This is a genomic window from Corynebacterium sp. TAE3-ERU16, assembly GCF_019209935.1.
GTDB lineage: Bacteria > Actinomycetota > Actinomycetes > Mycobacteriales > Mycobacteriaceae > Corynebacterium > Corynebacterium antarcticum.
This window is the reverse complement of record NZ_JAHUTN010000004.1, coordinates 17,485-41,427: the sequence shown is the minus strand read 5'-3', so window position 1 is coordinate 41,427 and position 23,943 is coordinate 17,485. Positions and strand designations below refer to the sequence as shown.

Sequence of the window (23,943 nt, the reverse complement as noted above, 5' to 3'; positions counted from 1 at the left end):
ACCAACCGGCGAGTTGTGCCCGGTCATTCCCCACTGAGCTCGCGTAGGAGATAGGTGTCCATTATCCATCCGTGGTTCTCCCGGAGGGTGTACTTCAGGGCCGCGACCTCGTCGCCGATGTCCTCCACGTACCCGGCGCGGAGGATCTGGTCCGGTGTCCCCAGATACGCGCCCCAGTACATGTAGGTGTCGGGCCCGGCGACCTCGTTCCAGGTCGTTCCTCCGTCGAGCATGACGAAGCAGTTGCGCCTGTCGGCGGCGCTCGTGGTGGGGAGGAGGCGGCCCGTGGTGACGTGGATGGGCTCGCCGATCCGGTTGGCGGTGATGGCGTGCGCGGCGGTGAGCGTCTGGAGCGCGGTGATACCTGGAATGACCCTCACCGTGCACTCGAGTCCGGTGTCGCGCCGCATGCGGTCGATGATGCGCAGGGTCGAGTCGTAGAGCGACGGATCCCCCCAGACGAGGAACGCTGCGGTACCGTCCGGGCCGGTCGCACCGACGATCGCCTCGGAAAGCAATCTTGCGCGCTCCCCGTGCCACCGGCGGACCTCCGCCCGGTAGTCATCGGGGTCGCGGTCCCGCTCGGGATCGGTCACCGCGACGATGGGGGTCCCCGGCGAGTGGGCGTCAACCACGGCCCGGCGGGCCTGCAGGAGGTCGGCCTTCTGTTCGCCCTTGTCCAGGGCGATGACCACGTCCGCGGAGCGGAGCGCATCTATCGCGCCGAGCGTGAGGTGGCCGGGGTCACCCGCCCCGATTCCGATGACCAGCAGTGTCCGCATCCTGGATCAGCCCTTTCCGCTCCGTTCGAAGAAACGTCCCGGAACCCGAGTCCTGTGACTGGGCTCCGGGACACACCGGATGGTCGTCTAGTCGTCGCCGTGGATTTCCTCGTGGTCCTTCGCGGAGAGCCCGGAGGTGAAACCGTCGAAGTTCGCGATGAAGGACTGCCCGAGGTAGCGGGTGCACGCCTCGGAGAGGTGCTTCGCATCGTAGATATTCAGGAGGAGGATGTTGCTGAAGGTGCCGTCTTCCTCGATCTTGTCCAGGGAGAGCACGGGCCCCTTCTCTCCGGTGACGATGTTGGCGATGACCTCGACCCGGTTGACGTCGGTGAACAGAGGCTTCTTGTTCGGCATGATGTACCTTCCTTTGATCCGGAACGGGCCCTCTCGGACCCACAAGTATTACCCCTAGCCTATGTTCTTTTCGCTGCCGTTGAAGTGAGCTCGGGGGTAGTGTCCCTGATCTCACAGTTGGAGCCACCCCCGATGTCTCCCATTCGGCCGGTTTTCACCACCACGCGCCGATGGGCTAATCTGACACCGTCCGACTTGGATAAGGTCGGTGCCAGGCCCCAGTAGCTCAGTGGATAGAGCACGGCTCTCCTAAAGCCGGTGTCGGAGGTTCGATTCCTCTCTGGGGCACCACAGAATTCTCCCCTGTCCGACCGTGGTTCTCACGACGATCCGGGGGACCGGGCCACCGCATCCCGGTCGGCAGGGGTTCATCCCCCGTTCCCGGGTCCACCAGAAACACTCCGGGGATCCACCGGATCGAGCGTTCCGCCGGGGTGTTTTCCCGGCGTGGCGACGACGTTGCCGGATCCCATGCACCGAAGACAGACGGGGATACGCCCTCGGTCCCGGAAGCGGTGAGGGTCGGTGCACTGTCCGAAGGGAGGCACGACCTCGTCATCCCGCGCCGCGTACTCCCGTGGGGGTTCCGACTTCCTGTGCCGCCACCGGAGCAACGGTGGTCTGTTCCCGGCGTGCCCGTCCACCGGACGCGTTCCGGTCCACGCGAATGCATCCCGCAGAGAACCTCCGACATGTTCATTCCTGTCGAACTAACCGGGATAGCCTCAACCATGCACGGCCCCCTCCGGTCACCGTCCCAGGACCCGGTGACCCGGTGCCGGGGAATATGCCGCCGCGCCCCGTCAGTTCACCCCTCAAGCCGTCCGCCGGTTGCGCCGCCCCGTGAACCCGCGGGGCCTTCGCGTGTCCGCCGTGCGACGACCCCTCCAGCCGATGGAAAGAAATCCATGACCGCCCCTCACGCGAGTTTCAGACATCCGGGCCTGCACGGTCTCATCACCGCATGTATCGCCGTTCTCGCAGCTTTGGTCGCACAGGTTGCCTCACACCGGCCCTCCTTCCACCACAGTCTTCTGCTCAACGTCACTGAAGGGGTGCCTCTCGCGCAGTTGGTCCGGGCGGAGGACCCGGCATTCAGGTTCACCGGCGGCGCCGACCACTATGACGGGGTCTACCTGTGGGCCATGGCCCGCGACCCGTTCGCTTCCGGGGACGCCCATGACCTGATCGATCTCGCCGCCTACCGCTACGGTCATCCGTTCTACTCGTGGATGGCCTCTCTCCTGGCGTTCGGGCAACCGCACCTGCTGTCGACCGCGTTCTGGGCCCTCGGTCTGGGTTCGATCGGGACAGCCGCGTATCTGGTCTCCCGGTTGGCGGTTTCCCACGGATGCTCAGCCTGGTGGGGGTTGCTGGTCGCCGTCAGTCCCGGTCTGATGTTCAGCGCCACCACCAATCTGACCGAACCGTTCCAACTCGCACTGGTGGCGGGTCTGCTGCTCGCGTGGCGCGCCCGGGTGCACCCCGGATGGATCGCCGCGTTGTGCGTGGCGCTCTGTCTCACCAAGGAACAGCTCGCCCTGATACCCGTCGCGCTCGGCGTTCATCTGCTTATCCACATGGCCCGGGACCGGCGCCTGTACTGGGGTCGGGCGCTCGCGCTGGCCAGCGGACCGGTCGCGCTCGCGGCGTGGCTGCCGTTCATCCGTAGCCGCTTCGACGACGATCAGCTCACCTATGATCCCGGCAACATCGGCATGCCGATCGTGGGGTGGCTGCGGATCTTCGATTTCGCCGGCGTCATGCGCGTGGACTCCGACATGCACGCATCCCAGATCGGTTCCACCGCGGTTCCCGCGCTCATCGCGTTGGCGGTTCTCATGCTCTCCGCCGGTGTCATCGGTCTGATCCGCCGCGACGAGCTCGGACTGGTCGTCGCGGTCCAGATGGTCCTCGTCGCGTGTCTGGACTGGCGGACGCTGCTCCTCCCTCACGAGATGTACCGGATCCCTGCGGTACCGGCCCTGCTCGCGGCACTGCTCGTCATCATCCACTTCACCAACGGATACCGAGCCTCGGCCGTCGACGCGGACGAGCGGCAGCCCGCCGACACTGACGCCGGCGGGCTCCGGGAGGGAGATGGTGACGCTGCGGACGACGGGGCGCCTACGCGGGCGGCGGATCACCGGGCACCATCCGCCGGAGCCGAAACGGAGGACAGCTCCGCCCCCGCTCCCTGATCCCCACCGCCACACCTTTCCCGGGACGCTCCGGGGTGCACCCCCTTCGGGCTCGATCCCCCGGAGTCCTGTGGCCCACCGCCGAGGATTTCCCGTGTTTACGGACCATCCCGCACCTCGGGCGGCCTGTGCGGCCGCGCCCCGGTGCACCTGAACCCGTGCCGCGTCACGCGCGGATGGATGACCCGGGTAGCACGGACGCCCTCACCCGACCCTACCTGGGTGGTCACCGGGATCATGGGTCACCGTTGTGGCCCCAAGTTGCTACTGTGGTCCATGTGACCCGTGGGAATGGCGGGTTCTCCCGATGACCGCAGAAGGTACCGTATGACATCGCAGCACCCCCTCATCCACCGCCGCACCCTGCTCAAGGTGGCCGCGCTCGCCGCGGCCGGCGGCACCGTCGCATCCTCGACCGGAACACTCCCCCGGGCATACGCCGCTCGCCCCGTACTGGGAACGGTGCTGGACTACGCCGCAGGGGTTCCCGACGCCCGCGCGATCGCGGCAGCGGGCCACCTGGGTGCCGTGAGGTACGTTTCCGGCAGGCGCCCGGGCGCCGAGAACTGGATGCTGGGGAAACCCGTCACCGCCGCGGAAACCCTCGCGTTCCGGTCAGCGGGGCTCGCCACAGCCAGCGTCTACCAGTTCGGCCGCGCCGACACCGCGGACTGGCTCCCGGGTGCGGCGGGTGCCGCCGCCCATGCGCCCCAGGCCATCGCCCTCCACGCCGCTGCGGGCGGGCCTGCTGGACGACCGATCTACGTCGCCATCGACGACAACCCGACCCGGGGCCAGTACGAGGGCCAGGTCCGCCCCTATCTGTCCGCGTTCAGGACCGCGCTCGAGGTCGCCGGGCTCCGGTTGGGTGTGTACGGCAACTACAACGTCATCGAGTGGGCCCTGACCGATGGACTCGGCGAGTTCTTCTGGCAGCACGACTGGGGCTCCGGCGGGCGCCTCCATCACAGGGCGGACCTGCACCAGCCGGCGAAGCGCAGAGCCTGGATATCAGGTGTCGAGGTTGACGTGAACGACGTCTACTCCCGGGACTGGGGACAGTGGACGGCCGTTTTCCCGGACCCCGCGACCCCGGCTCCGGCGGAGATTCCGGAGGCCGTAGCTCCCGCTCCCGCGGGCACCCCGGCCAGCCCGCTCGGTCAGCTGCTGTCGCAGTTCACCGGCCTGTCCAGCTGAGCCCGGAGCCTGCGTCAGTCCCCGTCCGAATCGATCGTGATCTCGTCGTCGGAGACGGTGCGGCTCTTCGGCCTCGGCTTGGGACGGACGGCACCCGACTGTCGTGCGCCACCGCTCGTCTCACTCCGGTACTCGGCGGCTTCAGCCTCGATGTCCCCCTCCACCCGGCGGCGCTCCTCGTCGTCCTCGGGATACTCCGGGGCAGGGACGTGGGAGTGCACGTTCGCGGCCAGCATCGGGAACAGAAGCACCGTGGCGGCCCCCGTGGCGACCATGACCGACGCTCGGCCCTCACCGAGCAGCCCCCGGTCCACGGCGATCTCGGTGACCGCCACGATGATCGGGAGCCCCGTAGCGGAGTACAGCGAGAGCTCCATCTGGTCCCGGAAGCCCCGGATCCCGGAGCCGGTGTCGGTGAAGCGTTCCATCAGGAGTATCGGCAGTCCGCGCGCGACGTAGATGACGACGATCCCGACGGCAACCGCCCAGGGCGAGTGCAGGACCTCACGGACGTTGATCGCCATCCCGGATGTGATGAAGAACACCGGGATGAGCAGACCGTAACCCATCACATCGAGGCGCGCCTCGACCGTCTTCCGCGCACGCACGGGAACCAGTCCGCGGAGAATGATGCCCGCCGCGAAGGCCCCGAGCACCACGTCGAGTTCGAAGACGGCGGCCATCGCCATGAGGGTGGTGAGCAGGACGATCACCATCCTCATCACGGTCTGGCTCGTGTGACTGGCTCCGTCACGGACCGCGTGTCCGACCCAGGGCACGAGACGGGACACGGTGCGCGGAACGAACGCCACCATCATCGCGCCTCCCATGAAGAGCACGAGGATGAGCAGGGTGAGCCAGGTCGTCCGTGTGGACAGCAGCAGGGCCATCGCGAAGACTGGTCCCAGTTCCCCGACGGCACCGTGGACCAGAACTCCCTGACCGACCGGTGAATCCGCACGTCCGGAGTTCTTTATCACCGGCAGCAGTGTGCCCATCGCGGTGGACGAGACCGCGATGGCGATCACGATGCTCCGGAGCAGGTCATCGGTACCGAGGAGCAGCAGCGCCGCACCGACGGCGAGCCCCAGGCTGAGCAGCCAGGTTCCGGTGGCCCGGCGGCCCTGCCTCCCCCGCATGACATCGGGATCGATCTCCCAGCCCGCGAGCAGGAAGAGCATCCCCAGGCCGAGTTCCCGGAGCAGCGCGTTCGACCCGTCCAGATGGGCCACGTCGAGGACCTCCGGACCGATGAGGACCCCCAGCAGGAGCATGAACACCACGCCCGGGACCCGTTTGCCGGTCAGGAAGGACAGCAGCGGGGACGCGAGGGCCGCGATCGCGATCCACATCATCGAGACGATGACCCCCGGTGCGACCGCGGCGCCGGAGGCGAGCACAGTTATCGAATTCAACGTCGACCTTCAATTCGTGGAGGGGAACTACGGATGGGGCGGTACCCGGCCCCTGACGACTGCCCATGATAAGCCGGTGGAGCAGAACCACTGCAGTGGAACCGTATCGGACAGCCCTATCCCCCGGCTTCCAGACGGCGCCCGGGAGGTGGGGGGACGGATCCGGCACGATCACCGACGAGTCCGCCCAGCTGGGTCTCCACAAGTGCGGTGAGATCGTCCGCGGACCCGGTGACGGCCGCCGCCGCGACGAAATCCGTCCCGAAGGTCACCGAGGAGTGGAGCGAGTAGTCGTTCGACCATCCCCACTTGGTTCCCACCGCCCCGGGCAGAACCGCCGTACCGAAATCCTGTGGGTACCCGTCGGCCGCGAACTCGTCGGACTGGGTCATCGCGGTGAGGATCGGCGACCTGGGGTCGGTCGCCAACTTCTGCTGGATGAATGAGACGACATCGTATGTCGAGGTGACGCTGTATCCCCAACGTTCCTCGTCCGATCTGGTCGACAGCAGCCCGTAGTTCTTCGCGGTGACGTCGATCGCCCGCGGATACCGGTCCCAGAGCTCGTCGGCGAGGTCATCGTCGGACGAGCGGATCATCTCGACGGCCGCCAGTTTGTCCTCGGGCAACCCGTACCGGAGCACGTAGTCGGCGATGTAGAGCTTGATCAGGCTCAGCGCGGGGCGGGCGTACCTCTCCGTGGCGGTACCGGTGTGCCAGCCGTCGGAGAGCCGTGTGAACGAAACCTGCGACCCGGTCGCGTTGGCGGTGAACTCGCCGAGGTCCTCACTGGAGAGACTCACGCTCGAGGCTCGGGTGCCCACCGGCGATGCGGTGGGCACCCGGTCGGTCACACCGGCGCCGGAATCCCCGTCGTCGACGACGGGGAGAAACGGGAGCGAGAGGAGGCAGGATACTGCGACGATCACCGGGGTCACGCGCACCATTCGCCGCCAGCGGTCGCTTCGTCCGTCCGGGCCATCCCGGTGCCCGACGGAATGCTTAGCCATGTCGGACATGATACCGGCGGCCCCGTCCACCCCCCCAATTCTCTCGGGTTCTGGTGGACGGGGCCGCCGTCTTGTTCTACTGCTGTGATGTCTGGTGCCCACCCGCCGTCACGGGTGGAAACCGATCAGCGTGCGAAGTGGAAACGGTACTAGTGCTCGACCGCGGCTTCCACGCCGACACCGGTCAGCGAGCGGACTTCCATTTCAGCCTGGAGGTCGTCCAGGTTGTCCGGCTTACCGAAGATGGTACCGAGGTAGCCCGCGAGGAACGCCGCCGGGATGGAGACGAGACCCGGGTTACGGAGCGGGAACCAGGCCCAGTCGGCGTCGGGGACCATCGAGGACGGGGTACCGGACACGGCCGGGGAGAACACGATGAGAACCAGAGCCAGGATGAGGCCGGTGTACATCGAGCAGAGGGCTCCGGTGGTGTTGAACTTCTTCCAGTACAGCGAGTACAGGATCGTCGGCAGGTTGGCCGAGGCTGCGATGGCGAAGGCCAGGGCGACCAGGAAGGCGACGTTCTGACTCATCGCCAGGATACCGAGGATGATCGCGGTGACACCGATGACGACCACCGTGATCCGGGAGACCCGAACCTGTTCCGCCTCGGTGGATTCACCGTTGCGGATGATCGAGTGGTAGATGTCGTGGGCGACGGAGGCCGACGCCGTGATGGCGAGTCCGGCGACCACTGCGAGCACGGTGGCGAACGCCACTGCGGAGATCGCGGCCATGAAGAAGGAGCCACCGAGTTCGAGCGCGAGCAGCGGTGCCGCGGAGTTCTGCCCGCCGGGCGCACCGAGGATGCGGTCCGGTCCGACCATCGCTGCTGCGGCGTAGCCGAGCATCAGGGTCATGAGGTAGAAGGCGCCGATGAGCACGATGGCCCAGGTGACGGAGCGGCGGGCTTCACGTGCGGTCGGGACGGTGTAGAAGCGCATCAGCACGTGCGGGAGACCCGCGGTGCCGAGAACCAGGGTCAGACCCAGGGAGATGAAGTCGATCTTGGTGACGCTGTCCTTGCCGAACTTGAGACCGGGCTCCAGAATCGCGTGGGCGTCGTAGCCCTTGCTGGCGAGGTAGTCGGACTCGGCGTGTTTCTGCACGGCTGCGTCGAGCAGCGTCGGGAAGGAACCGACCTTGATGAAGATCAGTGCGGTCATGATACCGACGCCACCGACCAGGAGGACGGCCTTGATCATCTGGACGTAGGTCGTGCCCTTCATACCGCCGAAGAGCACGTAGGCGATCATGATGACACCCACGACGGCGACGACGATGGCCTGCTGCGACTTGTCGTGCACATTCAGCAGGACGGCGACCAGCGAACCGGCACCGGCCATCTGAGCGATGAGGTAGAAGAGCGACACGAACAGGGTGCCGAGTGCGGCGGCCATCCGGACGGGCTTCTGATTGAGTCGGAACGACAGGACGTCGGCCATCGTGAACTTACCGGTGTTCCGCAGCGGCTCGGCGACGAGCAGCAGCGCGACCAACCAGGCCACGAAGAAGCCGATGGAGTAGAGGAAGCCGTCGTATCCCGCGAGGGCGACGGCACCGACGATACCGAGGAAGGAGGCGGCGGACAGGTAATCGCCCGCGATGGCGAGTCCGTTCTGCTTACCGGAGAACTGGGCGCCACCGGTGTAGAAGTCGGAGGCCTCACTGGTGGACTTACCCACCTTGATGACGACACCCATCGTGACGACGATGAAGATGATGAAGACGGCGATATTCAGGATCGGATTACCGGCCTGCGCGCCCACTTCCTGGGCGGAGTAACTGATGGTGTTATTCATGAGAGGTATTAGCCTTCCATTCTCTCACGGATCGCTGCCGCCTTGGGCTCGATCTTCTTGTTGGCAAAGTTGACGTAGATCCAGGTGATGGCGAAGGTGGTCACGAACTGGAGAAGTCCCATGATCACGCCCCAGTTGACGTTGCCGAACACCGGGGTTCCCATCCAGTCCTTCGCGTAGACCGCGAGGAAGACGTAGAACATGTACCAGAGGAAGAACGCGATACTCATCGGGAAGGCGAACCCGCGGAACGTCTTCTTGAGGTCGAGGAATTCAGGATCTTTCTGCATGGCCCGGAATTCTGCGGCACCGGGTTCACGGCGCCGCACCGGGGCGGATGAGTCTGCACTCATGTGAGGGTCATCTCGCTTTCTGTAATTAATTTTGACGGAGATTCTGTTCGGGACGGGACGGAAGACCACCGATCGGTCGTCCATCCCCCACTTCGCACACCACGGTCGGAGGCTTGGTGATGGTGACGGAACTGGTCCGCCGGACATCATTGTGCAAGCGATCACAAAACAAGGTGTAGGTGTGAAGTTACCTAGCTCACGTTGCAATGTGAAAGCTAATCGCCGGAATAACTGCATTCGCAGCTTTTCCCCACCCCCACAAAAGCCACTGGCCAGCACTTTCCCCATTCGTCAACAACCCCCCATCGCCCGCATGTTCGGGCGTTGTGAAGATTGCGAATCCGTGTTTCCGCCCCGTGGAGCGCCGGAAGCACCCCGGAACGGCCCCCCGGTGAGTGCTTCAGCCCTCTAAAGCGAAGATCCTCACGGCCTGACCGGACCGTTTCTGCCCGATCCACCATGACAACTCGATCAGTGCGGCCCCGACACCGCCCACGATGAGCGCCCGACACAGCAGTCCGGGATCGGAGGCATCCAGGAAGAGCAGGCGTGCGAGCGGCGGCACCGAGAAAATGACGACGTAGGCGACCGCTCCACTGGCGATCAGCGCGATCCGCCACCACTGGTACGGTCGGGCGACCACGGCGAGCACCCAGAGCGCCATGACGAGGGTCACCGTGAGGGTGGCCGTTCCCGCCTGCCTCACCTCCATGGCCGGCGCGTGAGCCCCCGGGTTCACGAGGAGCCAGAACGCCACGGTGAACACCCCGATCAGCAATCCCGAGGGAAGGGCGAGACGGAGGACCCGGGCAACGAATCCCGGCCGGGCCCGCTCATGATTCGGGGCGAGTGACAGGACGAACGCCGGGATCCCGATCGTGAACCAGCCGATCATCGTGACGTGGATCGGCTGGAAGGGAAAGGTCACCCCGAACAACCCGACGACCAGAGCCAGCACGATCGAGTAGATGGTCTTGGTCAGGAAGAGATTCGCGACGCGCTCGATGTTGCCGATGACCCGTCGTCCCTCCGCAACGACGTGCGGCAGGGTGGCGAAGCGGTTGTCCAGGAGCACCACCTGCGCGACCGATCTCGTGGCGGGGGAACCCGATCCCATGGCGACCCCGATCGACGCATCCTTCAGCGCCAGCACGTCATTGACGCCGTCGCCGGTCATCGCGACGGTGTGCCCCTGCGATCTCAGCGCCACCACCATGTCGCGTTTCTGCTCAGGGGTGACGCGGCCGAACACCGTCCCCTCACTCACCTGCCGGACGAAGTCGGGATCATCGGCCACAGGAAGCTCGCGTGCGTCGACGACCTTGCCAGTCAGCCCGAGTGATGCGGCGACGGCACCGACCGAGACGGCGTTGTCGCCGGAGATGACCTTCACCTCCACCCCTTCACGGGCGAAGAACTCCAGCGTCTCCCGGGCGTCCTCCCGGATCTTCTGCCGCAGCACCACCAGGGCACACGGGGTCAGTGACGCACAGCCCGGCGCGGCGGGCGACGCCGAGACATCCCCGAGTGCCTTCGCCCGGCAGAGCATCAGCACGCGGAGACCACGGTCCATGTAGGGTTCCACCGCGGCGAGTGCCGGATCCCCGTCCGCGACGAGGACATCGGGCGCGCCGAGGACCCAGTCCCCCGTCCGCACGGTGGACACACCGGACCATTTCCGGGCGGAATCGAAGGGGATCGTCGAGGTCACACCGTCGGGTTCGACATCGGTGACCTCCTCCGCGATCGCCTGCATGGTGTCGTTCCGGTGATCGTCCGCGGCTGCGATCGTGGCGAGTACCCGGCGCGCCAGTTCGGCGTCCGAGCGGCCACCCACGGGGACTATCCCGTCGAGCTCCATCCGGTTCTCGGTCAGGGTGCCGGTTTTGTCGGCGCAGACGAGATCGACGCGGGCGAGGCCCTCGATCGCGGGCAGCTCGTTTATCAGCGCCTTGCGTTTACCCAGCCGGACGACCCCGACCGCGAAGGCGATGGAGGTCATCAGCACGAGTCCCTCGGGGACCATCGGGACGAGGGCCGCGACCATGGACAGAACGGCTTCCCTCCACGGGGCACCGGTCCGCCCGAGCTGGGTCCACACGGTGAGGACGCCCGTGGGAATGAGCAGCCAGGTGATGATCCGGAGAATCCGGTTTATGCCGTCCATCAGCTGCGAATCCGTCAACGTGAACCGGCCCGCTTCCGCGATGAGCTTAGCCTGGTAGGAGTCCTCCCCGATGGCGGTCGCCTGATACCTCCCCGACCCTGCGGTGACATACGATCCTGAACGGATCTCGTCCCCGCTCTGTTTGACCACCGCGTCGGATTCCCCGGTGAGCATGGATTCATCGACCTCGAGGGCGTCGGCGGAACGCACGTAGCCGTCGACGACGATCTGGTCCCCCGGACCGACGTCGATGAGATCATCGAGGACTATCTCATCGCGGACGATCTCGGCTGTCACCCCGTCCCGGACCACCCGGGGCATGGATTCGCCGAGGATGGTGAGTTTGTCCAGGGTGCGCTTGGCGCGAAGCTCCTGGATGATGCCGATCGCCGAGTTGGCCACGATGAGCAGACCGAAGGCCGCGTTGATGATCGATCCGGTGATGAGGACGATGACCAGCAGCACGCCGAGGATCGCGTTGATCCGGGTGAATATGTTGCTCCGGACGATGTCCGGGACACTGCGTCCGGTACGCCGTACCGCGTGATTGACCTTCCCCGACTCCATCCGCTCCCGGACGGTCCCGGAGTCGAGCCCCTCCGGGCCGGTTGTGTAGCCGGTCGTGGCGACAGCGGTGGCTGCTGGATCCATGTTCATGGCGCCAACTCTAATCCGCGGGACCCCGGCTGACAGCATTCACCGTCGGATGTCCGCAAGTCGGCTGTTCAGCCCGCCGGGCCGCCGTACGCAGGTACTTCAGAGATCGGCCTCCGGTGTCCGCCGTGACGGATCAGCGACCGGTGAACTCTGCCGGCCGCTTCTCCGACCTGGCCTTCCGTGCCTCAGCCGCGTCCTCACTCGCCCAGCAGATGTCGTGGAGTTCGCGGGCCGCGGCTCCGGTTCCCGCGGCCACGTTCCCGGTGTCGTTGAGCGCGAGTTTGAGCTGTCTCACCGACAGTGGCGCGAGTATCGCGACCCGAGCCGCCAGTTCCTCCGCGTCCCGGGAGCTGCCGGAGACGTTGGCGAAACCGCAGTCCGCGGCTTCCGTGGCAGACATCCGGAGCCCACCGAGCATCAGCCCCCGGGCACGGGAACCACCGATGAGGTCGACGCACCGGCCGACCGTCCAGTCGTCGAGGGCGATCCCCAGGGACGCGGGTGGGAGTCCGAACCAGGCATCCGGGCCGACGACACGCAGATCGCTGGCCAGGGCCAGCTGCAGTCCCGCACCGACACAGGGTCCCTGGATGTCGGCGATCACCGGCAGCGGACACTCCACCAGGGCACGGAGGAGTTCGCCCAGGGTGGAGAGAAATTCGGGTGAGTGCGCCCGGTTGAGGTCGGCCCCGGCGCAGAATGCCGGTGGCGCGCCCCGGAGCAGCAGCACCCTGGGTACGGTCCCTCTTCCCGGACGGATCCCCTCCTCACCCGCGGCACGGACGGCTCCGGTCAGCGTGGCACACAGGCCGATGTCGAGGGCGTTGCGGACACGGGGCCGATTCAGGGTGAGCACCCTGAACCCGTCCCCGTCGTGTGCGTGGAGACTCGGATCCCCGGTTTCCTGTTCCGGACTCATTCTTCGGGGAACGTCAGCGGGTCGGGACCGATCCGTCCGGCGATGGTGGAATCGTCCAGCGACGTGATGCACTCCATGTCCCGGTCACCGAGCTGGAAGTCGAAGATGTCGAAGTTCTCGCTGATCCGCTTCGGGTGCGCCGACTTGGGGATGATGATGTTGCCCAGCTGGAGGTGCCACCGGAGCATCACCTGCGCCGGGGTCCGGTCGTGTTCCTCGGCGATCCGCCGGATCACCGGGTCATCGAGTCCCCTGCCGCGGCCGATCGGGGACCATGCCTCGGTGGCGACCCCCCGCTCGCGGTTGACCTCGCGGAGTTCCGTCTGGGAGAACCCCGGGTGCAGTTCGATCTGGTTGAGGACGGGGGTGATCCCGGTGCCGGAGATCACCTCATCCAGGGTCTCGGCGTAGAAGTTCGAGACACCGATCGACCGGATACTGCCGAACCCCTGGAGCTTCGCCATCGATCTGAAGGTCTCCACCGCGAGCCCCTTCCGGGGGCAGGGCCAGTGGATGAGGTAGCAGTCCACATAGTCCAGTCCGAGCCTGGACAGTGATTCCTGGAAGGCACGGGTCGATTCCTCGGCACCCTGGCGGTCGTTCCACAGTTTGGTGGTGACGAACAGCTCCTCGCGGGTGACGTCACCTGCCGCGATGGCGTCCCGGATGGCGTTGCCCACCTGCTCCTCGTTGCCGTAGATGGCGGCGGTGTCGATGTGCCGGTAGCCGACCTCGATGGCGTGCCGGACCGCGGTGACGCACTCGTCGTCCTTCAGCTTGTAGACACCGAATCCGAGCTGCGGTATCTCGTTGCCGTCGTTCAGGGTCACGGTCGTGGGAAAGGTCTTCTCAGTCATGGGCCCCATTGAACACCCATGTCCGGGGACGCGCACGGGGTCCACGGACACGGGGGCAGCGGACCCGTCTCCCCGTTCAGACAGAATCCAGACAACCTAGAGGGGTAGATTCTTGACAGTTTGTTGTGTTTATACAACACTTTAGTTCATGTCTCCATCAAAGAGGCCGACGCGGCCAATCTACAACCGCATCAAGGTCCTGCGGACGGAACGCGGGATGTCACGCGCCGACCTGGCGGCGGTCATCGAGGTCAATCCACAGACCGTCGGCGCCCTCGAGCGCGGCGACCACTACCCCAGCCTCGATCTGGCGATGCGTATCGCCGAAACCTTCCACTTACCGGTCGAGGCGGTGTTCTCCCGCGAGGAGTTCAGCCCCATGTCCCACGACCTCTACCCCTCACCGGTGACACGGTGAACGCACGGAAAGGAGCACGACAATGACCACATCCAGGACAATCGCACCGACCGCCCGCCTGCGCGGGCGGCGTCTTCTCGCCGGATCATTCACGGCGGCCACCGCCGTCGCGGGCCTGATCGTGATCGGGATCGGGACGGGCACGGTTCCCGTCTATCCGTTCGCAGCCGTCTGCCTCATTCTCGCTGTTCTGTCCAACCGACTCGGCACGGTGACCGGGATGAACGACCGGTCCCGCGATCTGGACGAATACGAGCACGCACGGAGATCGCACCGTCGCGAGCAGGCCCTGTGGATACTGTCGGCCTGCGCCGGCGTCAGTGCGCTGGTCATCGGGGTCTCCGCGGAATCCGGTTCGGTGGATCTGATCCGTGCCACCACCGCGTTCCTCCTCCTTGCGGTCCTTTTCTCCCTGACCTGGCCGAACCTGGTGACCGCGTGGATCACACCGGACACGGAGGAGGAATGACCGGCCGCAGGCCCTCCCCGGCGACCCGCTACAGACGGCGCCGACTGAACAGTTTCGAACGTCGGCGTGACGTGCTGGACTCCCGGTTCCACCGGTGGCGAAACCTCCGCCACCGGCGGGCCCTGGTTCTCCTGTTCTGCGGGGTCTACCTCACCGGGGTGACACTCAGCGTCGCGGCGGTACTCCGTGAACAGGCGACCCTGCTCGCCATGACCGCGGCTCTGTGTCTGGCGTCCTGTGCCATCTGGTCCATGATCCGCACGCTGATCCGACTGGAGGACATGGCGCCGCCGGAGTTCCTCGACGAATACGAGCTGGAGAGACAGCTCCGACTACGCGCCACGACAACCCACTTCTACTACGCGATCGGTCTGGTCTACGCCGGAATCGTCACCTTCGGATCGGTCTGGGCGCTGGACAGAGGGTGGGCGATGCGCGATCTGTACGACCTGACGTACACGACCGGCATGACGATGTTCCTCATCATCGGTCTGATCGGCGCCATCCCCGGACTCGTCCTCGCGTGGACCCTGCCCGACCCCACCGACCCCGATCTGCTGTTCCCCGACGCGGACTGAAAAACCAGTAAGGAAGAAAAACCATGACACGCTCACCATCCCCGCTCGTCATCGACGGGATATCCAAGAGATACGGCGACCTCACCGCCCTCGACGGCATGACCTTCACCGTGCACCCCGGCGAGATCTACGGCTTCGTCGGATCCAACGGGGCCGGCAAGTCGACCACCATGCGCATCGCACTCGGGGTCATCGCAGCCGACTCCGGAGAGGTCCGGCTCGGTGACGAACCGCTCACCGAATCCTCCCGTCGACGCATCGGCTACATGCCCGAGGAGCGGGGCCTCTACCCGAAGGAGAAGATCGGCGCACAGCTGACCTACCTGGCGCGGTTGCACGGCGTCGACAAGCGCTCAGCCGAGAACCGCACCACCGGTCTCCTTGAGCAGCTCGGTCTCAGTGCGCGTGCCGACGATCAGCTCGAGTCACTCTCCCTCGGCAACCAGCAGCGCGTGCAGCTGGCCGCCGCCCTCGTCCACGACCCGGACGTCCTCGTTTTGGATGAACCGTTCTCGGGACTCGATCCCGTGGCGGTGAACGTGATGAGCGACATCCTCGTCGAGCGGGCGGATGCGGGGGTCCCGGTCCTGTTCTCCTCCCACCAGCTCGACCTCGTCCAACGTCTCTGCCACCGCGTCGGGATCATTGCCTCAGGCCGGATGCGCGCGGAAGGCACCGTCGATGAGCTCCGGGACACCGGTGAGGACACCTACGAGGTGCGTGTCGACACCCCGGGTGACTGGTGGCGGTCGGTGCCCGGCATCCGCCGGGCCGGGGGAAGCGACACCGCGACGCTACTCACCCTCGACCCCGGATCCCCGGCCACCGACCAGGACATCCTGCGCGCCGCCATGGCCGCCGGTCCCGTCCATCATTTCACCCGCCGTCGCCCCGACCTGTCCGACCTGTTCCAGGAAGTAGTGAAACCATGAGCCATCCGACCGACACCTATTCTTCGACTGCAGCGATCCGGCTGATCGCCGCCCGTGAGGCACGCGCCGTACTCACCCGGAAATCCGTCTGGGTGACCCTCGCCATCATGCTCGCCGCCGTACTCGGCGGTCTCGGATGGGGAGCCTGGCAGGGATCGAAGGAGAGCGCACCACAGGTCATCGGCTACGTCGGCGCGGAGCCCGCAGCGCTCGCCGCCGTAGCCGGCGACAACGGTGACGGGCCCGCGATGGAATCCGCCGGGTACCCGGACCGGGACACGGCACTCGCAGCGCTCTCCGACGGGGACATCGACGCCATCTACCGGCCCGCGGAGTCGGGGACGGGATGGGAGCTGGTCTCCGAGTCGTCCGTCGACACGGACTCACTCACGGCTCTCCGGGCGGCGCAGGGAGCGATCGCACGGGACGGGTTGCTCACCGAGTTCGGGATCAGTGGCGAACAGGTCGCCGAGATCACCGCCGCCGGTACGGTGACGACCGTCCGTGTCGAAGGTGGATCGGACGGCGGGGCCTTCGGTGACCCGCGTACGGCGGGCACGGTCATGGTCACCCTGATCGGTCTCGGCGTTCTGGTGATGTCGGTGATGATGTTCGCGATCACCATCGGCTCCGCGGTCATCGAGGAGAAGTCCTCCCGGGTCGTGGAGCTCATGGTCGCCACGGTCCGTCCCCTGGACCTGCTGTGGGGCAAGATCATCGGCGTCGGCGGCGTGGGGTTGGTGTTCGTCGCCACGCTGTTCGCCGTCACGGCCGCGGGGATCGGCCTCACCGGGATCGGCGAACGCTTCGACGTCGAGATCGACCTCACCGTTCTCCCCGTCCTGCTGCTGTTCTACGTCCTCGGATACCTCTTCTTCTCGGTGCTCTACGCGGCTGCCGGGTCGCTGGTGTCCCGGATGGAGGATTTCCAGGGTGTGCAGACACCGGTGATCCTGCTGCTGATGGCCGTGATGTATGTCCCCTTCTTCGGTCTGACGCAGGTCGACTCGACGTTCATGCGGACAGTCGCCTGGGTGCCGCCGTTCTCCTCGTCGACGATTCCCCTGCAGTACGCGGTGGGCAACGTCGGTGTCGGAGGGGTCCTGGGCGCGGCCCTCATCCTCGCCCTCGCGACCGTCGCCACGAGCTGGCTGGCCGCCCGGATCTACCGCTCGTCGATCCTGCACACCGGTTCACCCGTCGGGTGGTTGAAGGCACTGGGTGGGGTACGGCGGGGCTGACCCGGACCAGCCCCGGGCGGCCGCTCCGGCGGCTACAGTGTCAGCCATGACGAACACCACCTCCCACGACCTCATCGATCAGGTTCTCGACCCCGGGTCCTTCATCTCCTGGGACACCCCACCCGTGTACGGAGACATCAGCGACGACTACCGGGCGACCCTCGACCGGGCCCGGGAGAAGTCGGGGGTGGACGAGGCGGTGATCACCGGCGAGGGAACCGTCAACGGGGCGCGGGTGGCGTTCGTCCTGAGTGAGTTCGGGTTCCTCGGTGGTTCAATCGGGGCGGCGACCGCCCGCCGGATCATCGACGGGATCCACCGGGCGACGGAGGGTGGGCTCCCGTTGCTGATCTCGCCCGCGTCCGGCGGAACACGGATGCAGGAGGGCACCCCGGCGTTCGCGCTGATGGTCTCCATAACGACCGCGGTCTACCGGCACAAGGACGCCCACCTGCCGTTCCTGGTGTACCTCCGGAACCCCACGACCGGTGGGGTGATGGCGTCCTGGGGCTCCGCGGGGCACTTCACCTTCGCGGAGCCCGGCGCACTGCTGGGATTCCTCGGCCCGAGGGTCGTCGAGCTCACCACGGGCACCCCGATGCCGGAGGGCGTGCAACGCGCGGAGAACCTGGCGGCCCGCGGCGTCATCGACGGCGTCGTCTCACCGGGCCAGCTGCGGGAGGCCGTGGTGAAGATCGTCGATGTCCTGCGTCCCCAGACCACTGACGCGCACTCCATCGACGGCGCGGCGACGACGGCCCCGGACAAGCCCCGGATCGACGTGTGGGACGCGATCACCGCCACCCGCCGCACCGACAGGCCCGGGCTGCGGAGCCTGGTCGGGCGACTCTCCGAACACCTCATCCAGTTGTCCGGGACCGGCGACGGCCGCGTATCCCCCGCCGTCATCGTCGCCCTGACCCGGATCAAGGGACAGCCCTGCGTGCTCATCGGCCAGGACCGGCACGCCCAGCCGCCGCACGCGGACACCGAGCTCGGCCCGGCTGCGCTCCGCTTCGCGCGCCGCGGTGTGGCGCTGGCCCACGGCCTCGGCCTGCCGCTGGTCAGTGTCATCGACACACCGGGAGCGGAGTTGTCCGCCGCTGCCGAGGAGGCCGGGATGGCGGGGTCGATCGCCCGGACCCTCGGGGAGCTCGTCGACGTCGACGTCCCGACGGTTTCCGTGATCCTCGGACAGGGATGCGGCGGCGGGGCGCTGGCGATGCTGCCCGCCGACACCGTCCTGGCGTCCGAACACGCCTGGCTCTCCCCGCTTCCGCCCGAGGGCGCCTCGGCCATCATCCACCGGGACACGGCCCACGCCCCGGAGATGATGCGTGAGCAGCGGGTCTCGGCGTTCGCGCTGCGGGAGGCGGGCATCGTGGACACGCTCATCCCGGAGAACCCCGACGCGGCGGACGAACCGGACGAGTTCATCACCCGGGTCCTCTGCTCCGTCGCCGCCGCCCTCCGGGATCTGGCGTCCGATCCGACCAGGGTCGGCCGCGAGCACAGGTTCCGGCACTACGAGCGGTGGGCCATCGAACAGGGGTGAGAACCGCGTGAACGAAAAACCGCCGCCCGGCCAGTTCGGCCGGGCGGCGGTTTCTTCATTGTGCGGACGGAGCTGTGTCCGGCCGTCAGCCGACGCTGATCAGGTCGATCACGAAGACCAGGGTGCGGCCGGACAGGGGATGTCCACCGCCGGCGGGACCGTAGGCGGCCTCCGGCGGGATGGTCAGCTGACGACGACCACCGACCTTCATGCCCGGAATCCCCTCCTGCCATCCCGCGATGAGGCGGTGAAGGGGGAACTCTATGGTCTGTCCACGGTCCCACGAGGAGTCGAACTCCTCGCCCGTCTCGAAGTCGACACCGACGTAGTGCACCTCCACCAGTCCGTTCGACTGCGCTTCGGGGCCGTCGCCTTCGATGAGGTCGACGATGACGATGTCCTCCGGGGCGGGGCCAGTCTGTGCTTCGATCGTGGGCTTGTCCATGAACGCTCCTTGGGGCTTTAGACGTGATGGGCGGGGTCACGGTGGAGCCCGGACCATCAGATTCGGGGGTCGGTGACGCCGGAAGCCACCTTACGTGGGATTTCTTGCCTTGAAGAAATCCGGGGGCTGCCGGACACGGAGGAACCCGCGGAGAACCGCGGGTTCCTCCACCGGTACCGGTGGTGTGTTTAACGCTCCGGACGCGGCACGAATTCGCGCAGGGTCTCGCCGGTGTAGATCTGGCGCGGGCGGTAGATCTTCGAACCGGGGTTCTCGATGAGCTCGCGGTACTGGGCGATCCAGCCCGGCAGGCGGCCCATGGCGAAGAGCACGGTGAAGAAGTCCGTCGGGAAGCCCATCGCACGGTAGATGAGACCCGTGTAGAAGTCGACGTTCGGGTACAGCTTGCGGGAGATGAAGTAGTCGTCCGCGAGGGCGATCTCCTCCAGGTTCAGGGCGAGATCGAGCAGCTCGTCGCCGCCCATCTTCTCCAGCACCTCGTGCGCGGTGGACTTGATGATCGCGGCACGCGGATCGTAGTTCTTGTAGACACGGTGACCGAAGCCCATGAGGCGGACACCGGCCTCCTTGTTCTTGACGCGGGTCATGAAGTCGGTCGCATCGCCTCCGTTGGCCTTGATCTCGTCGAGCATCTCGAGTACAGCCTGGTTCGCGCCACCGTGGAGCGGACCGGAGAGCGCGTTGATGCCCGCGGCGATGGAGACGAACATGTTCGCCTGGGCGGAGGCGACCATACGGACCGTCGAGGTGGAGCAGTTCTGCTCGTGATCGGCGTGCAGGATGAGCAGCTGATCGAGGGCCTTGGACATGACCGGGTCGACCTCGTACTCCTCGGTCGGGAAACCGAACATCATCCGCAGGAAGTTCTCCCGGGCGTTGAGCTTGTTGTCCGGGTACATCCACGGCTCACCGTGGCGGGCGCGGTGCGCCATCGCAGCCAGCATCGGGACCTTGGCCATCAGGCGGACCGTGGCCTTGTCGCGGTGCTCCGGATCCAGCGGATCCAGGGAGTCCTGGTAGTAGGTGGAGAGAATGTTGAGGGAGGAAGCCAGGACGGACATCGGGTGCGCGTCGCGGGGGAACACCCGGAACTGGCTCTTGAAATCCTCGTCGATGAGGGTGTGGTGACGGACTTCGTCGTTGAACTTCGTGAGCTGCTCCTGCGTGGGAAGCTCACCGTGGATCAGCAGGTAGGAGACCTCGTTGAAGGTCGCCTTCTCCGCGAGGTCCTCGATGGCGTAACCGCGGTAGCGCAGAATGCCCTTGTCACCGTCGATGAAGGTGATAGCGGACTCCGTGGAGCCGGTGCTGACATAGCCCGGGTCGTAGGTGACGAGTCCGGTCTCAGCGAGCATCTTGCCCAGGACGATGCCGTCCTGACCTTCGGAAGCCCGCTTGATGTCCATCTCGAACTCACCACCGGGGTAGTGAAGTACGGCCTTGTCCTTGTTGTCAGTTGCCACAATGTACCTTTCAAGCTTTGTCAAGTGTCACCCTCCCGGATCTGGGACGGCCATTGCACCGCAGTGCACCGCAGCGTGTTCCGCCGCGTCGGACTTCCACGCCCACCGAGAGGTGTTGCCCGGACCACAGTCCGGATAATCACCTCCACGCTATACGGTTTGCCACGCGCAGGCATCAATTTCGGTTGCACCCACGGCATCACGCCCGTTCCACGACGGTCACGGACACGGACACCCGCAACCACCACTTCAGTCGATTCGCCACCGGGCGGCACCGAACGCCCTGAGCACGTGACACTCGCTGTGAAGTTGTCTGTGTTCCCCGAGCTCAGGGGATCTTCGGAGCCCCGGAGCAGGGAACGCACGGCGCCGGTCCGAAAGCTCCGGCAGGTCATGATTTCACGGTCCCACACGGAATACCCAATGGAGTGGGGTGTGGCACAGTTTATCAAATGATGTGACCGTAACGACACGGCAAGTCCACCGCAGACAGCCCCGCTACACCCGCTACGGGGGAGACAAAGACCCCCGGCCACCCCCGTAGACCGCACCGCCCCCGGATCACCGACGCGAGGCCGGGGCCGCGTCCCCGGCGGCCGATGGAACGCGCGGACGGTGGCGCACCCGGACCAGGGGACGCACCCGTGGTCACCGACCGCCCGGTCCACATCCCACTACCCCGGATTGCGCCCCTCATTCACGTCCGGGGACTAGAGTTGCCCGGGTACGGTTGCTGTGTCTGGAGCCGACCACGGAAACAGCCACGGACAGCCACAGGTGATCACAGGTGATCACAGCCCCAGTACCCGACGAGGAAGAACCCCCACACCACCATGACCGACCAGTTCTCGACCCTCCCCGCGAATCTGTTGCCCGCTGACGGCCGCTTCGGCTGCGGCCCGTCAAAAGTCCGTCCCGCGCAGGTCCAGGCCATCGTCGACGGCGCCACCGGAATTGTGGGCACCTCCCACCGCCAGGCTGCCGTCCGCGATGTCGTGGGATCCCTCCGCGAGGGCCTGACCGAACTGTTCAGCCTGCCCGAGGGCTACGAGATCGTCCTGTCTCTCGGTGGCGCCACCGCGTTCTGGGATGCGGCGACCTTCGGCCTGATCCGCGAGCGTTCCGGCCACCTGACCTTCGGGGAGTTCTCGGGGAAGTTCGCGACCGCGGCCAAGAAGGCGCCGTGGCTCGCCGATCCGGAGATCCTCGCGGCTGAGCCCGGCGACGCTCCCACCCCGCAGGCATTCGAGGGCTGCGATGTCATCGCCTGGGCACACAACGAGACGTCGACCGGCGCAATGGTCCCCGTCACCCGCCCCGAGGGATCCGGCGACTCCCTCGTCGTCATCGACGCGACCTCGGGTGCGGGCGGCCTCCCGGTGGCGATGGATCAGGCCGACGCGTACTACTTCTCCCCGCAGAAGTGCTTCGCCTCCGACGGTGGACTCTGGTTCGCCGCGATGAGCCCCGCCGCGATCGAGCGGATCGCCGAGATCAACTCCTCCGACCGGTTCATCCCCGCTTTCCTCAACCTGCAGACGGCCGTGGACAACTCCCGGAAGAACCAGACCTACAACACCCCGGCCGTCGGCACCCTGCTGATGATGGACAACCAGGTCCAGTGGATGAACGCCAACGGGGGCCTCGAGGGCATGGTCCGGCGCACCACCGCCAACTCCCGTGCGCTCTATTCCTGGGCCGACGCCCGGTCCGAGGCCCGGTGTTTCGTCACCGACCCCGCCAATAGGTCCCTGGTCGTCGGCACCATCGACTTCGACGATTCCATCGACGCGGCGCGCATCGCGAAGATCCTGCGCGCGAACGGCATCGTGGATGTCGAGCCCTACCGCAAGCTCGGCCGGAACCAGCTGCGGGTCGGCATGTTCCCCGCGATCGACACGGAGGACATCGAGAAGCTCACCGCAGCCGTCGATTACGTCCTCGACGAGGGTCTCGCCGGCGCGTAGCCGGACCGCTCCACCCACTCGGGGAAGCGCACCACCAACACACCACCGCGACCGGCTCTTCCGACCGGTTCCGCGGTGGTGTGTGCGTTAGAGTGGGATGAGAGCCGGGGTTCTCTCCGGCGTGTACGGTTCCATCAGAGCACACAGGGAGATCGCATGCGGGAGCTCAACGTCATACCCGAGGAATCAACGCCCGGGTCGCTGGTTCTCCGCCCTGCCGACCACGATCCGGACGCCGGCGACGGCGGGCAGTTCTTCCTCGTCGTCGACGACGCCCTCCGCGCGGTGATCACCGGATCCGGGGACGACGGCACCGCCGAAGGGAGCGACCGTGGGCGCCGGGACACCGATCCCGCCCCCACCCCAGAGAAGGACGCGCCGTCGGCCCCCCGCACCACCCGCGAACCCGATCCCCGGCTGTCCGCACCGCTGACCATGAGTCCCCGGGACATCCAGGCCCGGATCAGGGGCGGCGCGAACATCACCGAGCTGGCGGCCGAGTGCGGGGTCCCGGAGAGCCGCATCGAGCCGTTCGCCCACCCGGTACTCCTCGAACGCGGCCGCATCGCCGACATGGCGAAGCAGGCGCATCCCGTCCGCGACGACGGTCCCGCCCCCCTCACCCTGTGGGAGGTCCTCGCCACCGCCCTCGCTGCCCGGGGCGACGATCTGGGCGACAGCGAATGGGACGCCTACCGGGAAGCCGGCGGCCAGTGGGTCATCCTGGTCACCTGGCTCGAGGGGCAGACCCGGACCACCGCGGAGTGGTCGTACCACCGTCAGGGAATCAGCAACGCGACGGCGGTGGCGCGGAATTCGGTCGCGGCAGCCCTGCTCGACCCGAACTTCGGGCGTCCCTCACGCCCACTGAACCCGGTCCGTGAATCCGGCGATGACGCCCCCGGTGATCAGCGGCATTCCTCCGGGGACCCCGGTACCGGATCCACCGACCGGCGGAACGACGGTCGGGACACCGCCGGGACCGGTACCCCGCAGGCGGACGGAGAGAACGACGAGTTCCTCCGCCATCCGGACGAGGACCCGCAGCGACGCCCCCGCCGCAGGGCGATAACCCCGCACTGGGAGGACGTCCTGCTGGGTGTACGGACCAACACGAAACGACCGAGGAACTGAACG

At 66.6% G+C, this 23,943-nt stretch carries 21 protein-coding genes and 1 tRNA gene; 11 read left to right on the top strand and 11 right to left on the bottom strand.

The window, feature by feature from the left end; all coding sequences use genetic code 11:
- Positions 1-23 precede the first annotated feature (23 nt).
- Together cobF and KRX55_RS05330 are read right to left on the bottom strand one after the other, a co-directional pair.
- Complete coding sequence (gene cobF, locus KRX55_RS05335; protein ID WP_218406760.1) at positions 24-782, bottom strand: precorrin-6A synthase (deacetylating); 759 nt, start codon at positions 780-782, stop codon at positions 24-26.
- An 87-nt stretch (positions 783-869) separates the two neighbouring features.
- A complete protein-coding gene (locus KRX55_RS05330) occupies positions 870-1,139 on the bottom strand; it encodes a hypothetical protein (RefSeq protein WP_218406759.1) in 270 nt (89 codons plus the stop codon).
- 215 nt (positions 1,140-1,354) lie between these two features.
- Between KRX55_RS05330 and KRX55_RS05325 the strand changes: the two genes are divergently transcribed.
- From KRX55_RS05325 to KRX55_RS05315, 3 genes are all read left to right on the top strand, one after another.
- Positions 1,355-1,430: transfer RNA gene (locus KRX55_RS05325), tRNA-Arg, on the top strand.
- A 617-nt stretch (positions 1,431-2,047) separates the two neighbouring features.
- The gene (locus KRX55_RS05320; protein ID WP_218406758.1) at positions 2,048-3,340 is read left to right on the top strand and encodes an AZOBR_p60025 family cell surface glycopolymer formation protein; all 1,293 of its coding nucleotides are present in this window, start codon (positions 2,048-2,050) and stop codon (positions 3,338-3,340) included.
- Between the two features lie 327 nt (positions 3,341-3,667).
- Entirely contained in the window at positions 3,668-4,537 is an 870-nt protein-coding gene (locus tag KRX55_RS05315; RefSeq protein WP_218406757.1) for a DUF1906 domain-containing protein, read from the top strand.
- A gap of 14 nt (positions 4,538-4,551) precedes the next feature.
- Here KRX55_RS05315 and KRX55_RS05310 read toward each other — a convergent pair whose 3' ends face one another.
- The 7 genes from KRX55_RS05310 to KRX55_RS05280 form a co-directional block, all read right to left on the bottom strand.
- On the bottom strand, positions 4,552-5,892 hold the full coding sequence (locus KRX55_RS05310) for a cation:proton antiporter (RefSeq protein ID WP_218406924.1): 1,341 nt from the start codon (positions 5,890-5,892) through the stop codon (positions 4,552-4,554).
- 176 nt (positions 5,893-6,068) lie between these two features.
- Positions 6,069-6,962 (bottom strand): hypothetical protein, encoded by an 894-nt coding sequence (locus tag KRX55_RS05305; RefSeq protein ID WP_255567593.1) that lies wholly within the window; start codon positions 6,960-6,962, stop codon positions 6,069-6,071.
- Positions 6,963-7,111: 149 nt separating this feature from the next.
- Complete coding sequence (locus tag KRX55_RS05300) at positions 7,112-8,764, bottom strand: solute symporter family protein (RefSeq protein ID WP_218406756.1); 1,653 nt, start codon at positions 8,762-8,764, stop codon at positions 7,112-7,114.
- 8 nt (positions 8,765-8,772) lie between these two features.
- A complete protein-coding gene (locus KRX55_RS05295; protein WP_200259549.1) occupies positions 8,773-9,117 on the bottom strand; it encodes a DUF485 domain-containing protein in 345 nt (114 codons plus the stop codon).
- Between the two features lie 400 nt (positions 9,118-9,517).
- Positions 9,518-11,941, bottom strand: a complete 2,424-nt coding sequence (locus KRX55_RS05290) for an HAD-IC family P-type ATPase (RefSeq protein ID WP_370625757.1) — start codon at positions 11,939-11,941, stop codon at positions 9,518-9,520.
- Positions 11,942-12,074: 133 nt separating this feature from the next.
- Positions 12,075-12,860 carry an enoyl-CoA hydratase gene (locus KRX55_RS05285; protein ID WP_218406755.1) on the bottom strand — a complete coding sequence of 262 codons (786 nt, stop codon included), beginning with the start codon at positions 12,858-12,860 and terminating at the stop codon, positions 12,075-12,077.
- Positions 12,857-13,717, bottom strand: coding sequence for an aldo/keto reductase (locus KRX55_RS05280; protein WP_218406754.1), 861 nt, complete (start codon positions 13,715-13,717; stop codon positions 12,857-12,859). The genes KRX55_RS05285 and KRX55_RS05280 overlap by 4 nt, the downstream gene beginning before the upstream one ends.
- A gap of 148 nt (positions 13,718-13,865) precedes the next feature.
- Between KRX55_RS05280 and KRX55_RS05275 the strand changes: the two genes are divergently transcribed.
- From KRX55_RS05275 to KRX55_RS05250, 6 genes are read left to right on the top strand one after another with little or no spacing between them, the layout of a single operon-like run.
- Positions 13,866-14,135, top strand: a complete 270-nt coding sequence (locus KRX55_RS05275; RefSeq protein WP_218406753.1) for a helix-turn-helix transcriptional regulator — start codon at positions 13,866-13,868, stop codon at positions 14,133-14,135.
- Positions 14,136-14,157: 22 nt separating this feature from the next.
- Positions 14,158-14,604 carry a hypothetical protein gene (locus tag KRX55_RS05270; protein ID WP_218406752.1) on the top strand — a complete coding sequence of 149 codons (447 nt, stop codon included), beginning with the start codon at positions 14,158-14,160 and terminating at the stop codon, positions 14,602-14,604.
- Complete coding sequence (locus tag KRX55_RS05265) at positions 14,601-15,182, top strand: hypothetical protein (protein ID WP_218406751.1); 582 nt, start codon at positions 14,601-14,603, stop codon at positions 15,180-15,182. Before KRX55_RS05270 ends, KRX55_RS05265 begins: the two co-directional genes overlap by 4 nt.
- A gap of 23 nt (positions 15,183-15,205) precedes the next feature.
- Positions 15,206-16,114, top strand: coding sequence for an ABC transporter ATP-binding protein (locus tag KRX55_RS05260; protein ID WP_218406750.1), 909 nt, complete (start codon positions 15,206-15,208; stop codon positions 16,112-16,114).
- On the top strand, positions 16,111-17,355 hold the full coding sequence (locus KRX55_RS05255) for an ABC transporter permease (RefSeq protein WP_218406749.1): 1,245 nt from the start codon (positions 16,111-16,113) through the stop codon (positions 17,353-17,355). The genes KRX55_RS05260 and KRX55_RS05255 overlap by 4 nt, the downstream gene beginning before the upstream one ends.
- Before the next feature lie 46 nt (positions 17,356-17,401).
- Entirely contained in the window at positions 17,402-18,910 is a 1,509-nt protein-coding gene (locus KRX55_RS05250; protein ID WP_218406748.1) for a carboxyl transferase domain-containing protein, read from the top strand.
- Between the two features lie 85 nt (positions 18,911-18,995).
- On the opposite strand, the gene fkpA is transcribed toward KRX55_RS05250, so the two are convergent.
- Both fkpA and KRX55_RS05240 read right to left on the bottom strand, forming a co-directional pair.
- Entirely contained in the window at positions 18,996-19,355 is a 360-nt protein-coding gene (fkpA, locus tag KRX55_RS05245; RefSeq protein WP_198737617.1) for an FKBP-type peptidyl-prolyl cis-trans isomerase FkpA, read from the bottom strand.
- Positions 19,356-19,543: 188 nt separating this feature from the next.
- Entirely contained in the window at positions 19,544-20,839 is a 1,296-nt protein-coding gene (locus KRX55_RS05240; RefSeq protein WP_218406747.1) for a citrate synthase, read from the bottom strand.
- Positions 20,840-21,672: 833 nt separating this feature from the next.
- Here KRX55_RS05240 and serC point away from each other — a divergent pair.
- Together serC and sepH are read left to right on the top strand one after the other, a co-directional pair.
- Positions 21,673-22,806: a phosphoserine transaminase gene (serC, locus tag KRX55_RS05235; RefSeq protein WP_218406746.1), complete on the top strand. Its 1,134-nt coding sequence runs from the start codon at positions 21,673-21,675 to the stop codon at positions 22,804-22,806.
- 156 nt (positions 22,807-22,962) lie between these two features.
- The gene (gene sepH / locus KRX55_RS05230) at positions 22,963-23,940 is read left to right on the top strand and encodes a septation protein SepH (protein ID WP_218406745.1); all 978 of its coding nucleotides are present in this window, start codon (positions 22,963-22,965) and stop codon (positions 23,938-23,940) included.
- The last annotated feature ends 3 nt before the right edge of the window (positions 23,941-23,943 follow it).

Bases quoted from the DNA above. Each gene is read 5' to 3' on its own strand.
- cobF (WP_218406760.1), bottom strand. From the start codon at position 782: ATGCGGACACTGCTGGTCATCGGAATCGGGGCGGGTGACCCCGGCCAC.
- KRX55_RS05280 (WP_218406754.1), bottom strand. From the start codon at position 13,717: ATGACTGAGAAGACCTTTCCCACGACCGTGACCCTGAACGACGGCAAC.
- KRX55_RS05330 (WP_218406759.1), bottom strand. From the start codon at position 1,139: ATGCCGAACAAGAAGCCTCTGTTCACCGACGTCAACCGGGTCGAGGTC.
- KRX55_RS05315 (WP_218406757.1), top strand. From the start codon at position 3,668: ATGACATCGCAGCACCCCCTCATCCACCGCCGCACCCTGCTCAAGGTG.
- KRX55_RS05305 (WP_255567593.1), bottom strand. From the start codon at position 6,962: ATGGCTAAGCATTCCGTCGGGCACCGGGATGGCCCGGACGGACGAAGC.
- fkpA (WP_198737617.1), bottom strand. From the start codon at position 19,355: ATGGACAAGCCCACGATCGAAGCACAGACTGGCCCCGCCCCGGAGGAC.
- KRX55_RS05295 (WP_200259549.1), bottom strand. From the start codon at position 9,117: ATGAGTGCAGACTCATCCGCCCCGGTGCGGCGCCGTGAACCCGGTGCC.
- KRX55_RS05255 (WP_218406749.1), top strand. From the start codon at position 16,111: ATGAGCCATCCGACCGACACCTATTCTTCGACTGCAGCGATCCGGCTG.
- sepH (WP_218406745.1), top strand. From the start codon at position 22,963: ATGCGGGAGCTCAACGTCATACCCGAGGAATCAACGCCCGGGTCGCTG.
- KRX55_RS05265 (WP_218406751.1), top strand. From the start codon at position 14,601: ATGACCGGCCGCAGGCCCTCCCCGGCGACCCGCTACAGACGGCGCCGA.
- KRX55_RS05285 (WP_218406755.1), bottom strand. From the start codon at position 12,860: ATGAGTCCGGAACAGGAAACCGGGGATCCGAGTCTCCACGCACACGAC.
- KRX55_RS05290 (WP_370625757.1), bottom strand. From the start codon at position 11,941: ATGAACATGGATCCAGCAGCCACCGCTGTCGCCACGACCGGCTACACA.
- KRX55_RS05275 (WP_218406753.1), top strand. From the start codon at position 13,866: ATGTCTCCATCAAAGAGGCCGACGCGGCCAATCTACAACCGCATCAAG.
- KRX55_RS05250 (WP_218406748.1), top strand. From the start codon at position 17,402: ATGACGAACACCACCTCCCACGACCTCATCGATCAGGTTCTCGACCCC.
- KRX55_RS05260 (WP_218406750.1), top strand. From the start codon at position 15,206: ATGACACGCTCACCATCCCCGCTCGTCATCGACGGGATATCCAAGAGA.
- serC (WP_218406746.1), top strand. From the start codon at position 21,673: ATGACCGACCAGTTCTCGACCCTCCCCGCGAATCTGTTGCCCGCTGAC.
- KRX55_RS05300 (WP_218406756.1), bottom strand. From the start codon at position 8,764: ATGAATAACACCATCAGTTACTCCGCCCAGGAAGTGGGCGCGCAGGCC.
- KRX55_RS05270 (WP_218406752.1), top strand. From the start codon at position 14,158: ATGACCACATCCAGGACAATCGCACCGACCGCCCGCCTGCGCGGGCGG.
- KRX55_RS05320 (WP_218406758.1), top strand. From the start codon at position 2,048: ATGACCGCCCCTCACGCGAGTTTCAGACATCCGGGCCTGCACGGTCTC.
- KRX55_RS05310 (WP_218406924.1), bottom strand. From the start codon at position 5,892: ATGATGTGGATCGCGATCGCGGCCCTCGCGTCCCCGCTGCTGTCCTTC.